We start from the raw sequence: 14,161 nt of genomic DNA on the forward strand, positions 1-14,161 counted from the left end.
TTAATATACCCGGTATGTCAATATTAGTGACCGGTGTAGAGACGTTACATGTAATGTCTGTACAAAGTTATCAGTTATCAGTTATCAGCGATCGGTGACTATTAACTAGATGAAGAATTCAGCCACTGATTCGACTAGCCACTAGCTACTAACCACTATAAACTTGACTCAAGGCTGGCGATGAGAAATTATAGTTGGACGCAAAAAATTTATGCTTTCTTACGCTCTGCCCAACAGTGGTATTTTGACACGCCAGAGCGATCGCTCGATGAAGCTTACAAAGCTGCACTTCTAATTAAGACGATCGAAGATGAGCATTTTGGTGGTCGGAAAATCTCACCAGAATTTGCCAGTTTCGGACGCAATACGATGACGATGTTTGAATCAGATCTGAAAAAACATCTGAAAACGATTCGCATGAGACTCGTTGAGTTTAATGCCAGTCGTACTATTTTTGGAGATTCCAATCAAACTATTACTAAATTATCTAGGCAAGATGGGATAAATTCCAACAGGGATTCTTTTGCCATACAACAGAGAAACAATCCATCATTAATTTTAGAAAAACTTAGATTTATTGATGAGATCGCATCGAGATATCAGGAAGAACAAAAAGAAAGTCTTCCTGCGATTAAGCCTCAAATTATCCGACCAGATGCACTTTTCAATAATCGAGATCTTCAAAGTACTCAAGAAAGACTTCGCTCCAATTCTATAGAAAGTTCCGAGAAAAATAATAAACCTAGTAGTAAAACTGAAGAGACAGGTGTATTACCTCGCTCGATCTTAAGTACCTTGAACCGACTGAAAGTAGAATTAGATCCGAGCGCTGAAGAAGAAGTTGTCAAAAATTTTCGTACCTCGCAAAGAAGAACTCTCATTTCAGTGAGATTAGTATTATTACTAGTTATAGTTCCTTTTCTAACTTTTCAAATTTCAAAAAATATAGTTATTGGACCGCTTGTCGATCGCTTCCGCAATCCCGAACAGGCTACGATGTTCCTCAACTATGAAATGGAAGAGAAAGCATTAGCAGAAATGCAAAAGTTTGAGGAGAGACTGAAATTTCAAAATCTTCTAAATGGAGGCGAGGGAATCTCTTCAGTTGAGATTGAGAAGAGATTACAAGAGAGAGTTGCAGAAATTGCTGAGGAATTCCGTGCCGAAAGTTCTAATGCGATTAAAAATGTTTTTGCCGATCTCCTCTCAGTTGGAGCTTTTATTTGGTTGCTACTCGTAAGTAAGCGAGAACTCGCTGTTTTGAAAGAGTTTTTCGATCAAATTGTTTACGGTTTAAGCGATAGTGCCAAAGCATTTATTATTATTCTATTTACAGATGTATTTGTTGGATTCCACTCTCCCCACGGTTGGGAAGTTATTTTATCTAGCGTGTCGCGACATTTAGGATTACCAGAAAATCACGATTTTATCTTCTTATTTATCGCGACATTTCCCGTAATTCTCGACACAATTTTTAAATACTGGATTTTCCGCTATCTCAACAGAATTTCTCCTTCTGCTGTGGCGACTTACCGCAATATGAACGAATAGTAATATTGGGCGAATAGAATTCGCGGCTATACAGGCAAAGACCGCCTGCGCGGTCTAAGATTTAAATAGCCTGCCTCCGCAGGCATGATTTGTAAGCACTACGGTTCAGTTAAGGCTCAAAGTGTTGTAAATTAAGCATTGTTCCCAAGAATGGAAAGTGAGTGTAGTGCATCTGAAGGATTTCTCATTGTTGTCTCCTACGATACAAAGTAGTGATGTGTTCAAAGCGATAGAGGCAGCCATCCCATCCACGGAGATCGAGCAAGCGATCGCTAAAACTAAAGTTTGTGAACAACGTAAACGCTCGTTACCAGCACAATTGGTAATTTGTTTGGTAATTGCGATGAGTCTGTGGTCACGAGATTCGATGAGAGATGTGCTGAAAAACTTAATTGATGGGCTGAGCGAAGCATGGGTGAAAGTGGGGAAATACTGGCGAGTTTTTTGTAAATCAGCAATAACGCAAGCCCGACAACGATTAAGTCCAAGGGTGATGAGTCAATTGTTCCATCAACTGGTGCGACCAATGGCTAGCACCGATACCAAAGGAGCATTTCTCAATGGATTGCGAATTGTGGTAATTGATCGGACTTGCTTCGATCTGCCAGACAGCGATGAAAATGCGAGAGTTTTTGGTCGTCCGAGCAGCCGTCCTGGCACACAAGCCGCATTTCCCAAACTGCGATTAGTCATTTTGGTAGAAGCAGGAACACATTTAATCTTTGATGCATTGATGTGTCCATATCGAATAGGAGAACGAGTGCGGGCATTAAGATTATTACGCTCCGTGAGTTCAGGGATGTTGTTGATGTGGGACAGAGGGTTACATTCTTATGCAATGGTGCAAGCAACTGTCACAACTGGTAGCGATTATTTAGGAAGAATTCCCGCAAATGTCAAGTTTTTGTGCGAAGAACCACTGGCGGATGGTTCTTATCTGAGTTGGATTTATCCACCTGCTAAATTCCGCTCAAAAGCTTGCCAGCCCATACAAGTCCGAGTGATTGAATACACAATTGGTAATACCGACAACCCAGAGGAACAACTAAGATATCGCTTAATTACCAGCTTATTGGAATTGGAGAAATTTCCGGCTCAACTACTGGCGATTGAATATCATCAACGCTGGGAAGTAGAAAATACTATTGATGAACTCAAAGTACATTTATCAGGACGAAAAACTCATATTCGCTCTCAAAAACCGCGTGAAGTTGTGCAGGAAGTTTACGGGTGGTTGTTAGGACACTGGGCTGTGCGGTTATTGATGTTTCAAGCTGCAAAGAGCGCGGGTATCACTCCTTTGCGTCTGAGTTTCACTGGGACATTGCGAGTTATTCGTCGTGCTATCCCGAAATTTCAACGCTTGCAATCACAAGAACTCCCCTTTTTTTAAGTTGGTTAACTGTAGAGATTTTAGACACTCTGTTACCTGAACGAGTTTCTCGTACCAATCCCAGAGTTGTAAAAAAACCTGTATCCAAGTTTCGCTCAAAAAAGCCAAGACATCGAGCCACCCCCTCCCGAACCAATCCTCCTATTTTCTTTATCCTCAGCACAGCGTAGCCTTAAATGAACCGTATTGGGTTAGATTAGGAGCGAACCACTTAGTCTAAACGGGTTTGGTATGGCTGCTCATCGGGGTATTGAGATCTATCCGCTAGCTTCAATTCAAGGGGGAATGGCTCAGTTTTATACTCCCCAGTCCAGCCACGAGACAATGTTGGTACAGATTCCGCCGCACACGATTGACGATCTCTTCGTTCACAAATCTCAGACAGACCAGATTTTAGTTGTTAGAGGGCGTTTAGCCCTCGTGACTTTAGAAAATAAGCAGTATCGCTATACTCCATTGAGCGATCGCCTGCCTCAAGTTGTTAAAATTCCCCCAGGCGTGCTACACGGTGCAATAAATCTAGATTCCGAACCCTGCACGATTGTTAATGCCGTTCTGCGCCATCGTCCGACGCAACCGCGAGATTATATTCCTCGTCCCCGTCCTTTTCCCTACAATCTCGCGATCGCGGGAGCTAAACTAGCAGAGATGGAGGCTGTAATTATTCAGCAAGCCTTGGGTAGTGGTAGGGGTGGATTTGTTTAAAGTATCTATTTGTTTTACCGTAAACCCACCCTTACAGACATATTCGTGTAGGGGATTGGTGTAATTGGTCGATCCGGCATTTCTTTTATTCGTGCAGCACGGCTGGGCAGATGATAACCGTGCCATGATGCTACTGGCGCGTCGGTTGGTCACAGATACAATTCCAGTTTTTGCGCCGAGTCTGGGTTACGTTCAAACTTGGGTGAGAATCGAGCCTTTGATTCAGGCAGTGGAAAAGCTGGCTAGCGAACAGATTGCCAGATATCCAGACGTACCGCTGAAGATTATCGGTCATTCAATGGGTGGTTTGATCTGGTTAGAGGTGTTGCACCGCCATCCCGAGTGGTGGTCTAGAATTCACTCGTTGGTTTTGATTGCATCGCCAGTCGGTGGTGCAGATGTGGCACGGGCGATCGATCCTTTAAATTGGGGAATTGGGATTGCTGGCGATCTGGGAAAAAATCGTAAGCCAATTGCAGCCGCGATCGCTTCTATAATTCCCACATTAGTTATCGCCGGAGACATTGATGGTGGTAGCGATGGTACAGTTCCAGTAGAATCTACCAAATTCCAAAATGCTCGGTTTATCTGCTTGCCGGGACTTGCCCATGCCGTCTTGCGAAATTATCCTACGGTTGCCACCATCATTCAAGACTTTTGGATGGATGCTAATGTCGGTGAGGCGATCGTCTATGACGATATCGTACAACGGTTGCAGGCAGTACCAGGCATGACAGACGGTCATCGCCGCGATTTTGCTAAAGCCCAAATCGCGATCGCACTGCCAAATGGTGCTACTATTCGCACTTGCAAGAACTTATTTGGTATCGATTGTGTCTTTGTTGCCTCTCCTACCGGAGAATGTTTGTATGCAGGCTTTGTTGGTTGGCTGCACGCACTAGATTTACAAAAAGCTCTAGAAGATATTCAGCAAGCATATTAATTGATGAAATGCTGCAATACTCAGTTCACCCAGCTCCTAGATTCATTCGCACTCATTTAAATCGGCTTTTACCGAGTTGGTCGTTGCCAGTTTTATCTGTGGTTGTAGTTTTACAACTGTGTCAATTTGCTTTCTTGGAACGGACAGTTGAGACAGAAATCTATAAGAACGAATTTCGGCAACAATTTCTAGAATTTGGCAGCCAAATCATTGCCCAACTAGGAACAATGGGATACTTAGCAGATATGTTCGACCCGCGCACTGGATTTCCTATAACTTCTCCACCTGGTCAAGTGCGGCTGAGCGATGTGAAAGTTGTTGGCGCGACTTTAGGCTATACAATCGATCGCAGCGGTCAGTGTGCCGCGATCGTCCATCCAACTTGGGGAAAAGCAGTTTATCCTTCTACGCTTGTCTCATCTGCCCAACCAGATGTAGTTGCAGAAATCGTGGCTAACATAGCAGCTAATAGCACGCACTGCCATATTCAACCCGTAGCAGGATCGAGCGATCCAACCGTAGAGGGGCAATCTTTTCCAAATATAAAGCCAGTATAAGAGAGCCAGTATCAGTAGATCGATAAGTTTACTTGGTCAAGGGTAAAAAAACGGCTCGAACCACTGGAAAATGGTGTTCCACCGCATGGCATAAGAATTCCAGCATCGTTTTAAGGGGAAATAAATGCTGATAAACCAGACGTGGGCCGAAACGGCTGCGACTAACAAAATGCCAGCGCAAATAGACCCACAAATTGACTAACACAAATGCCAATGCCACGAATAATAGACGCACAACCGGATTTTTGGTAGTGGTACGAATCCGGCAAAGATTCTTGCTTCGGTAACTGGTTTCAATGCCAAAGCGAGAGCGATAATTATGATGCAATGTAGACAGGGCAAGTTTGATGCCGTGGACGGCATAAACCAAATACTGAATCCCTCGTCGTCCCCGCTGCCCCCGTTGGTAGCGACAGACCACGCCCATGTTGCACTCGACTGCTCCATAGGAGCCACTCAACCTGTAGGTCGTGAAGTAGCTCTTGCGCCCTTTCAGCAGCTGCCGAGTGCCACCTTTTTTGCCCCGAATGATGGCAGGCATGATAAACGGGAGGTTGAGCGCTTTGAGCCAGCGAATTACTGGAACACAGAAAAATCCTCGGTCGAGATACAGACGTTTGATTCCCAGTCGCAGGGGCGAAAGGGCTGCTAGCAGATACGTCAAGGTTGCCACTAACGTTTCTTGTCGATGCACTGCATGAACTGCCAACGTAACACGCTTGTTTCGAGCAATCACATAAACAGTTGCGTAGGCGAAGAACGAGGTAGTGCCCAATTTGGCTTGAGAACGATAGATGTAAGGTTGCTCGGCTGGAGTTGGATTGCCGTAGTATGGAATCAAATGTAAGTCGATCGCCAGGCGTTGCTTGCCTCTGGCAATGCGGGGTGGTACTCGGCTTTGTAATGCCTGATTCAGTTGCGCTTCCAGACCCTGCATCTCATCCAACTTGTCCAGATGATAACGCATCGTGTTTCCGGTCGGCACTCCCGTCAGTTGTTGGGTTGTGTGTTCGATGCTGTCCTGCTTGCTTGCCGCTCGAATCAAGACTTGAAATATTGTTTGCGGGTTGCAATCTCCTTGAGTCGGAATTGTCAAATGCTCCAGCAGACAATCCAATGCTGCATTCAAGGTAGCTTCATCAGTCAGCGCCGGGGCAGCAGATAATGGGGATGGGGATGACAGGGTCATGGCTCAACTTTGATCAATGCTTGCCTGACTCTACCCCTTTCTTGGAGAATTTTCGATCTACTGAGTATAAGAGCGTGCATCTGCGATCGCAGCTTGAGAAAACATCTATGAAAGCATCCACACAAGGTTCTAATAGAGCAACTGTACTGCCTTTGGCAACACTATTTGCTATCTTGGCGACTCTCAGCGTTAACGTCTTGTCAAATTTCTTTCCAGTTCGAGGATTAAATATTGGTGAAATTGCCAACACCATTCTTCAAGGCGTACAAATTACACCAGCAAATTATGCCTTTGCCATTTGGGGATTAATTTATCTCGGACTAATTGCCTATGGCATTTATCAGTTTCTTCCGGCACAGCGCCAAAATTCAACTCTGCATCGAGTTGATGTCTTACTAATTATTGCTTGTCTAGCTCAAATTGCTTGGGTATATCTCTTCACGCTACAGCTATTTTGGCTTTCAGTAATAGCAATGCTAGCAATTCTAATCTCCTTAATTGGAGCTTACTTGCAATTAGAAATTGGCACAAGAGGATCGCGCGAATTCAAATGGCTGGTACACATCCCATTTAGTATTTATTTAGGTTGGATCTCTGTAGCAACGATTGTTAATATTGCCTCTGCTCTTTATATTTCTAATTGGAATGGTTGGGGCATAAGCCCTCTAGGATGGACTATCATTATGCTGCTTGTTGGTGCAGCGATCGCCTCTGTAGTTGCCCTTCAACGGGCAGATATTGCCTTTACGCTGGTATTTGTTTGGGCGTATGTTGCGATCGCAGTTCGTCATTTATCTCTAAATAATCCGGCTATTTCAATCACCGCAGTAGTAGCAGCGATCGTTCTTGTAGTCCTACTAGGATTTAGCAGGGTGAAAAGTAAGGAGCGAGGAGCGAGGAGTGAGGAGTGAGGAGTGAGGGAAACCACTGCGCCAGCTTACTACCTGTGAGCGGATAATGCTTTACGGTAAACGATCTTGTCATCGCCCGCTTTATAGAAGTCGCGGATTCGCGCTTCTTCGTCATAACCGCACTTGCGATAGAATGCTCGCGTGCGCTCGAAGTCCGGCAGTCCTGACGTTTCTACCAATAGTACGCGCCCGCCACTTGCCGTCAACATTTGTTCAACATACTGTAGCAGGTTCGCACCACGTCCTTGTCCTTGGCGATCGGGTCGGATGGCAATCAATTGCAGGTTCCACGTTGCATCAGTCATCCGTTCCATCTCGCAGTAGGCAACCCCCACTAGTCCGTTGTCGTCGTCAACGATCCAGAAGCGATCGCTGTTGCTGTTATTGCCAAAGTAATCGGACAGTATTTCGCCAAGCTCCTCAAGTTGGTTCGGCTCGAACAGTCCGGTCGCGTCGGCTAGGGCAATCAGTGCGGTTGTGTCATCGGGTGCGATTGGTCGAATCATACGATAACTGTCAAAATGGAGTTTTTACCTGTAGAGAAATACTTTTCCCTAAGTGGGGATGCTCGAAACAAAGTTCTCTCGCATGTAAGCATAAACGCTCTACTTGGGCGCGACAACCGTACAATCGATCGCCTAATATAGGTATTCCTAACCCTTGGCGATCGGCAGCATGAACCCTAAGCTGATGAGTCCGTCCTGTTAATGGAAAGAACTGAATCCGAGTAGAATCGTTCGATCTTGCTATGACTTGGAATTCAGTTATGCTTGGCTTACCCCTTGCATCGACTTTCTGATAAGGGCGATCGCAGGGATCTCCCCAAAGTGGTAGTTGAATCGTACCGCTTGCTTGCGTCACGCATCCGGTAAGTACCGCTTCATAAACTTTACGCACTCGCCGCTGTTGAAATTGCTGGCTCAGATGACGATAAGAAGCGCGATCGCGAGTTAGTAGCAAAATACCCGATGTTTCCAAATCTAGACGATGGGCAGCTGCGATCGCCATCCCATCAGGTAGCAAATAACGTAAGCGAGACACGACGCTATCGTAGCGATCGCTATAACGCCCAGGAACAGAGAGCAATCCTGGCGGTTTATTCACCGCAATCAGCCACTCGTCTTCATAAAGGATTACCAAGGCGGCTTGGACAGATCCTATTGCCCCCCTTTCCAAGGGGGGTTGGGGGGATCTAATTCCCTCCTTCGGTAAGAGGAGTTGGGGGGATCGATGCTGTAAACCTGACAATAAAAACCCCATTAGTGGCTGACAGCGCTCTGCACAGGCTCCATAAAACTTCCCCTGCACCTTCTCGCCATTAGTTGAAGGCAATCCCCACCAAAACTCTGCCATTGCCAGTGGCTTGAGGTTGTGAGTTGCTGCGTAATGCAGTAATTTGGGCGCACAACACGCACCAGCGCCAGTTGGCAGCGAACCCGCCAACTGCTGTATTGGTAAAGATTCCCCTGCAAAATTGGTTAACTTGTAGCTAGCGTGCATCAAAGCTTGTAGCTGTCTAGATAAACTTTTCCGCTGTTGTTTCAACTCGTGCGTTCTCTTATCTGCTTGCTCGATCGCCTGTTGGAGCGGTTGTAACAGACAATCTCGTTGACGCTTAAACAGCTTGCGATCGATCCCATCCTGACGACTTTGTTCGTCTAGTTGCGCTAATGCCTCTACTAAAGCAACGCCTGCGAGGGTATCTTGAAATACCTGGCGCTGAGATTGCCTTTGTTGCTTGCGATCGCGATGTAGGATTGTCAGTTGCTGCCAACGGGTTTCAAACTCCTGCCCTAACGTTGCATACTTTTGTCGCTCTGGGATTTGTTGCAAGGCAATTAGCTCTTGTTTCATTGCTGCTAACATATCCAGGGTACGGGCTTCTTCTAAAGCCAGTTCTTTGCCCTCGATCGCCCCCACCCAACCTGCAACCGTGCTACGACCATGCAAAAGCCCAGAAAATGCTTTCAGCACTCGCCGTTCCCCAGCAGCAGTCTCGACAAGCAACACGCCATACATTTTCCCCTCATGGGAATACCGCGCATCAGTAGCCAGCTGTTGCATCAACCCAATTGCGATCGCTTCTACAAAAGGAGTGCGAGGTAGTGTCAAGAATTTACCCGTCTGGGGACAATAACCTTCATACCAATAACTGACAGGTGAGTCACCAGCAACGCAACCTGAGCTAATAAAATCTGTTGGTAGATGAAGGATCATAATATTGGTTGATGGTTGCCTGATAACTGATAATTGACTCCTGTACGGGTGGGTTTTGACCAAAGATTTACTGTTTTGATGGCAATCTATACGCTAAACCCGCCCCTACGATAACTGATAACTGATAACTGACATGAAATCTCTGTCTCGACTTCCCAGGCAAGATATTGCAGCCAAAATTTTTCATTGGGTAAATATTGTTAGCTTATTCATTATGCTGACCAGCGGACTGCAAATCTACAATGCTAACCCCGTATTTGGCGGGCGTGCAGGCTGGCATATTCCGCCAATTTTTACCCTTGGAGGGTGGCTGGCTGGTGGTAGACACTGGCATTTTGCTGCAATGTGGCTGTTTTCGCTCAACTTGGTGTTTTATGGAATTTATATCCTCGTTTCCCGTCGTTGGAAACATCGATTTGTCAGCGATAAAGACATCAAAGCACTGAAATTGAGTCAAAACCAAAAGCGTCGTGCTTATGCATGGCATCGGATCGCTTATACGGCGATCGTTCCCATTTTATTACTGGCTATATTTAGCGGCTTGGGTATGTACAAACCCGCTCAATTTCACTGGATTGTCGATTGTTTTGGCGATTGGCAAGCGTTGCGAATCGCTCACTTCGCTACAGTCCCAATCGTGATTATCTTTGCCACAATCCACGCCTTACTAGGACGAAAAGTCGGTGGCGATCGCCTTTTAGAATCGATGTTTTGGTAAGCTTATCTATAATAATATGAATCAGATTCAAATCCCCCGCGAAAGACTGTTACGTCGTCACTTTCTAAAACTTTCTGGGCTTTCCAGCGTCAGTTTATTATTAGGTGGATGTGGCACGCCTTTATTTGAAGATATAGTCGGTAAAGTTTCCGAACCATTGAACCAAAAAGTTGAAACTTTAATTTTCAATCCTGAAAAACTCGCACCGGAATTTCCAATTAGCGAGATTGAACCAGAAGCATTAATTGTTAACTCATTTAACTTTACTCCAAAAATCGATCCAACCAAATTTCGTCTGATTGTTGATGGTGCAGTCAATAAATTCCTCAGCCTCAGCATGGCAGACATTCAGCAAATGCCCCTCGCCTCAATGGTGATTCGTCACGTCTGCGTGGAAGGGTGGGCGGCGATCGTGCAGTGGGGTGGAGTCCGATTGCGGGATATTATTAATCTTGCCCAACCTAAACCCGAGGCAAAATACGTTTATTTCAAATCCGCTGATGGCTACTACGAAAGCTGGGATTTAGCTTCGTGTCTGCACCCGCAAACGTTGATGGCATATCAGAAAAACGGGCAACCTTTACCAATAGATAACGGTGCGCCTTTACGTCTCGCCTCGCCAATCAAACTAGGTTACAAGCAAAGTAAATGGGTCACTAACATCATCCTCAGCGATCGCCTCCTACCCGTCAAAGGCTACTGGGAAGACCAAGGCTACGAATGGTATGCAGGATTGTAAAAAGTCAAGCATTCGTAGGGGCGGGTTTACCAAGAAACTTTGACTCCAACAAACATGACTGGTGAACCCGCCCGTACAAAAGTTAAAATTTACAACTACCAACCGCCAACTACCGATTACCAATGACCAATTACCAAATCCAAGAGTAAAATCTATGGGATGCAATTCAGCACCTTAATGATGAACATTCCTAACTGTACCTGGCAGCGCCCTATCGGTCTGGGCTGGGATAAGCCCTATACTGTCCGTACCGCAAGTAATTTAGATGATGGTCCCTGGCACGGTATGCCTTTAGGGGGCTTTGGTGCGGGTTGTATCGGTCGGTCTTCTAGGGGTGATTTTAATTTGTGGCAGGTGGACGGCGGCGAGCATATTTTTCAGCCGATGCCTGCTTGCCAGTTTAGCGTGTTTGAAAGCGTGTCTGAACGGAGTGCATCTCGTCAGGCTTACGCTTTGTGTACGGAAGCACCTGAAGATGGATTGCAGAGTTGGCAGTGGTATCCATCTAGGGGCGAACAACACGCCCATACAGGCACGTATCATGCGTTGTATCCTCGTAGCTGGTTTGTCTATGAGGGTGTGTTTCAATCTCAGTTAACCTGCGAACAGTTTTCGCCAATTTGGGTAAATAACTATCAAGAAAGCAGCTATCCAGTGGGTGTATTTGTCTGGACTGCCCATAATCCTACTAATGCCCCCATAACTTTGAGTATCATGCTGTCCTGGCAGAATATGACGGGGTGGTTTACCAATGCCAGTAAATCTTCGGAAGTAAAAATTAGAGATGATGGTAGCCCAGTGTATGAATATAAATCGCGCTGGGGAGAAAGCCAGGGAAATTTTAATCGGTTGCTGGAAGATTCCGAGTCTGTCGGATGCTTATTAGGGCGAGATAATAGCGAGGATGCAGAAGAAGGGGACGGACAGTGGTGCATTGCTACGGCAAAACAGCCCGGTGTAGAAGTCTTTCATCATACCCGTTGGAATCCTGTCGGTACGGGAGAAGACATATGGACAAGTTTTGCCCAATCAGGTGCTTTATCCAACATACAAGATGAGACACCAGCTATAGAGGGAGAACAAATTGCAGGTGCGATCGCCATTCGTTTTACACTTCAACCAGGGGAAACTCGCACGATTCCCTTTGTTTTAACTTGGGATTTTCCCGTTACGGAATTTGCTGCTGGGGTCAAATATTATCGTCGCTATACAGATTTTTTCGATCGCACGGGTAAAAATGCTTGGGCGATCGCTCGTACAGCTTTACATTCGGATCGAACTTGGCAATCTCAAATTCAAGCTTGGCAACAACCAATTCTAGACAAAACCGATCTGCCCGATTGGTTCAAGATGGCACTATTTAACGAACTTTACGATCTTACCAGCGGTGGGACGCTGTGGAGTGCGGCGACAGAGCGCGATCCGATCGGTCAGTTTGCCATTTTAGAATGTATTGATTATCGCTGGTATGAAAGCCTTGACGTGCGGCTTTACGGTTCGTTTGCTTTATTAATCTTATTTCCAGAGTTAGAAAAGGCTGTAATGCGGGCTTTTGCACGGGCTATTCCTGCCAGTGACAACAATCGTCGCCTCATTGGATATTACCTTACTATTGGGGCAGAAATGCCCCTCGCACCGCGTAAAGTTGCAGGTGCAACACCTCACGATTTAGGCGCACCTAACGAACACGTTTGGGAAAAAACAAATTACACGGCATATCAAGATTGCAATTTGTGGAAGGATTTACCCAGCGATTTTGTCTTGCAGGTATATCGAGACTATTTACTGACAGGTGCGACTGATGTAGAGTTTTTAGCATCATGTTGGGAGGCGATCGTTCAAGCCCTCAACTACTTGAAATCTTTCGATAAAGATGGCGATGGAATTCCTGAAAATTCTGGTGCGCCAGATCAAACTTTTGATGATTGGAAGTTGCAGGGTGTTAGTGCTTATTGTGGGGGATTGTGGTTGGCAGCTTTAGAAGCGGCGATCGCCATTGGTAAAATTTTACTCAATTCTATAGAGACATTACATGTAACGTCTCTACAAGAAACAATCGACACTTATCAATCTTGGTTATCGCGATCGCGTCCTATCTACCAAGAAAAACTTTGGAACGGACAATATTATCGTTTAGATAGCGGTAGTGGTTCTGATGTCGTGATGGCAGATCAACTCTGCGGACAATTTTACGCTCGTTTATTAAAACTACCTGACATTGTACCGCAAGAATGTGCTTTATCTGCACTCAAAACTATATACGATGCTTGCTTTTTGAAATTTCATCAGGGAAAATTTGGGGCGGCGAACGGTTTAAAACTGAATGGTTCTCCTGAAAATCCTAATGCTACCCATCCATTAGAAGTATGGACGGGAATCAATTTCGGATTGGCGGCTTTTCTCTTGCAAATGGAAATGAAAGCTGAGGCACTGCAATTAACAGAAACAGTTGTCAATCAAATCTACAAAAATGGGCTGCAATTCCGGACTCCAGAAGCAATTACATCTGTTGGTACTTTTCGGGCAAGCTATTATTTGAGAGCAATGGCAATTTGGGCAATTTATGGCGTGTGGTTTGAGTTTTAATTATTTAGTAATTTACCATCTTTTGCTTTTGTCAATCGCTTGGATTTATTTGATGTCTTCTTAGCAAATGCTTTTTATTAGTAGTTGTTGCTGCACGTCCCTGTTGCTTTAACAGTTGAATGGAATACAAGGTAGCAATAACTTGAACCGTTCCCATTGTGATAAATAAAGTATTGAAAGACAACCAATTAACAATTACTCCCCCAAGCACTACAGCAAGACCAGTCATGACTTTTGATTGTCCGTCAGCCATGCCCCAAATTTGCCCTGCCTTTCCTCGATCTTCACATTGTGCATATAAAGCATTCCAGGTAGGAGTTGCTAAAGCAGAAGCAATTCCCAACCCTACTTGAACGACAAACAAACTTAGTTGAGAAGATACGAATAGATAGCAAAATGTGAAAATGGCATTTAAAGCATAGCCAATTATCATGAGTTTGGCTTTGCTTATATTGCGGTCTGATAGCTTTCCAACTAGGATAGTAAAAATTCCTGTAGCAACCAGATATGCAGCCCAAATTCCGCTAATATCAAGAATGTTGCCTCCAATTTTTTGAGTAAATAAACCAAAAATTGGAGCAAACATGCCCTCGCCCAAATACCAGATGTTACTACTGTAAAGTAAGATTTTGAGATTTTTTTGCAACATAGA

Annotated in this window: 13 protein-coding genes; 9 read left to right on the plus strand and 4 right to left on the minus strand. The window is 45.0% G+C overall.

What is annotated here, in order from left to right; all coding sequences use genetic code 11:
* Nucleotides 1-180 precede the first annotated feature (180 nt).
* The 5 genes from N4J56_RS29765 (at nt 181) to N4J56_RS29785 (ending at nt 5,149) form a co-directional block, all read left to right on the plus strand.
* Nucleotides 181-1,551: a proton extrusion protein PcxA gene (locus tag N4J56_RS29765; RefSeq protein WP_317109833.1), complete on the plus strand. Its 1,371-nt coding sequence runs from the start codon at nt 181-183 to the stop codon at nt 1,549-1,551.
* 256 nt (nt 1,552-1,807) lie between these two features.
* Entirely contained in the window at nt 1,808-2,944 is a 1,137-nt protein-coding gene (locus N4J56_RS29770; RefSeq protein WP_410500401.1) for an IS4 family transposase, read from the plus strand.
* 231 nt (nt 2,945-3,175) lie between these two features.
* The gene (locus N4J56_RS29775; RefSeq protein ID WP_317109835.1) at nt 3,176-3,649 is read left to right on the plus strand and encodes a cupin; all 474 of its coding nucleotides are present in this window, start codon (nt 3,176-3,178) and stop codon (nt 3,647-3,649) included.
* Nucleotides 3,650-3,713: 64 nt separating this feature from the next.
* On the plus strand, nt 3,714-4,592 hold the full coding sequence (locus N4J56_RS29780; RefSeq protein WP_317109836.1) for an alpha/beta hydrolase: 879 nt from the start codon (nt 3,714-3,716) through the stop codon (nt 4,590-4,592).
* Nucleotides 4,593-4,600: 8 nt separating this feature from the next.
* On the plus strand, nt 4,601-5,149 hold the full coding sequence (locus N4J56_RS29785) for a methylmalonic aciduria and homocystinuria type D protein (protein WP_317109837.1): 549 nt from the start codon (nt 4,601-4,603) through the stop codon (nt 5,147-5,149).
* A 28-nt stretch (nt 5,150-5,177) separates the two neighbouring features.
* On the opposite strand, the gene N4J56_RS29790 is transcribed toward N4J56_RS29785, so the two are convergent.
* Nucleotides 5,178-6,338, minus strand: coding sequence for an ISH3 family transposase (locus tag N4J56_RS29790; protein WP_317106316.1), 1,161 nt, complete (start codon nt 6,336-6,338; stop codon nt 5,178-5,180).
* A gap of 107 nt (nt 6,339-6,445) precedes the next feature.
* Between N4J56_RS29790 and N4J56_RS29795 the strand changes: the two genes are divergently transcribed.
* Nucleotides 6,446-7,249, plus strand: coding sequence for a tryptophan-rich sensory protein (locus N4J56_RS29795; RefSeq protein WP_317109838.1), 804 nt, complete (start codon nt 6,446-6,448; stop codon nt 7,247-7,249).
* Nucleotides 7,250-7,278: 29 nt separating this feature from the next.
* On the opposite strand, the gene N4J56_RS29800 is transcribed toward N4J56_RS29795, so the two are convergent.
* Together N4J56_RS29800 and N4J56_RS29805 are read right to left on the minus strand one after the other, a co-directional pair.
* A complete protein-coding gene (locus N4J56_RS29800; protein WP_317109839.1) occupies nt 7,279-7,755 on the minus strand; it encodes a GNAT family N-acetyltransferase in 477 nt (158 codons plus the stop codon).
* Between the two features lie 10 nt (nt 7,756-7,765).
* A complete protein-coding gene (locus N4J56_RS29805) occupies nt 7,766-9,469 on the minus strand; it encodes an RluA family pseudouridine synthase (RefSeq protein ID WP_410500634.1) in 1,704 nt (567 codons plus the stop codon).
* A gap of 130 nt (nt 9,470-9,599) precedes the next feature.
* On the opposite strand from N4J56_RS29805, the gene N4J56_RS29810 reads away from it, so the two are divergent.
* The 3 genes from N4J56_RS29810 to N4J56_RS29820 all read left to right on the plus strand — a co-directional run bounded on the left by N4J56_RS29810 (nt 9,600) and on the right by N4J56_RS29820 (nt 13,509).
* A complete protein-coding gene (locus N4J56_RS29810) occupies nt 9,600-10,184 on the plus strand; it encodes a cytochrome b/b6 domain-containing protein (RefSeq protein ID WP_317109841.1) in 585 nt (194 codons plus the stop codon).
* Nucleotides 10,185-10,200: 16 nt separating this feature from the next.
* Complete coding sequence (locus N4J56_RS29815; protein WP_317109842.1) at nt 10,201-10,923, plus strand: molybdopterin-dependent oxidoreductase; 723 nt, start codon at nt 10,201-10,203, stop codon at nt 10,921-10,923.
* Between the two features lie 177 nt (nt 10,924-11,100).
* Nucleotides 11,101-13,509, plus strand: coding sequence for a GH116 family glycosyl hydrolase (locus N4J56_RS29820; protein WP_317109844.1), 2,409 nt, complete (start codon nt 11,101-11,103; stop codon nt 13,507-13,509).
* Nucleotides 13,510-13,540: 31 nt separating this feature from the next.
* On the opposite strand, the gene N4J56_RS29825 is transcribed toward N4J56_RS29820, so the two are convergent.
* On the minus strand, nt 13,541-14,158 hold the full coding sequence (locus tag N4J56_RS29825; protein WP_317109846.1) for an MFS transporter: 618 nt from the start codon (nt 14,156-14,158) through the stop codon (nt 13,541-13,543).
* Between the last annotated feature and the right edge of the window lie 3 nt (nt 14,159-14,161).

The sequence above is a fragment of the Chroococcidiopsis sp. SAG 2025 genome, from assembly GCF_032860985.1.
GTDB lineage: Bacteria > Cyanobacteriota > Cyanobacteriia > Cyanobacteriales > Chroococcidiopsidaceae > Chroococcidiopsis.

Coding starts and splice junctions, on each gene's coding strand:
- N4J56_RS29765 (WP_317109833.1), top strand. CDS start 181: ATGAGAAATTATAGTTGGACGCAAAAAATTTATGCTTTCTTACGCTCT.
- N4J56_RS29775 (WP_317109835.1), top strand. CDS start 3,176: ATGGCTGCTCATCGGGGTATTGAGATCTATCCGCTAGCTTCAATTCAA.
- N4J56_RS29785 (WP_317109837.1), top strand. CDS start 4,601: ATGCTGCAATACTCAGTTCACCCAGCTCCTAGATTCATTCGCACTCAT.
- N4J56_RS29790 (WP_317106316.1), bottom strand. CDS start 6,338: ATGACCCTGTCATCCCCATCCCCATTATCTGCTGCCCCGGCGCTGACT.
- N4J56_RS29795 (WP_317109838.1), top strand. CDS start 6,446: ATGAAAGCATCCACACAAGGTTCTAATAGAGCAACTGTACTGCCTTTG.
- N4J56_RS29800 (WP_317109839.1), bottom strand. CDS start 7,755: ATGATTCGACCAATCGCACCCGATGACACAACCGCACTGATTGCCCTA.
- N4J56_RS29810 (WP_317109841.1), top strand. CDS start 9,600: ATGAAATCTCTGTCTCGACTTCCCAGGCAAGATATTGCAGCCAAAATT.
- N4J56_RS29815 (WP_317109842.1), top strand. CDS start 10,201: ATGAATCAGATTCAAATCCCCCGCGAAAGACTGTTACGTCGTCACTTT.
- N4J56_RS29820 (WP_317109844.1), top strand. CDS start 11,101: ATGATGAACATTCCTAACTGTACCTGGCAGCGCCCTATCGGTCTGGGC.
- N4J56_RS29825 (WP_317109846.1), bottom strand. CDS start 14,158: ATGTTGCAAAAAAATCTCAAAATCTTACTTTACAGTAGTAACATCTGG.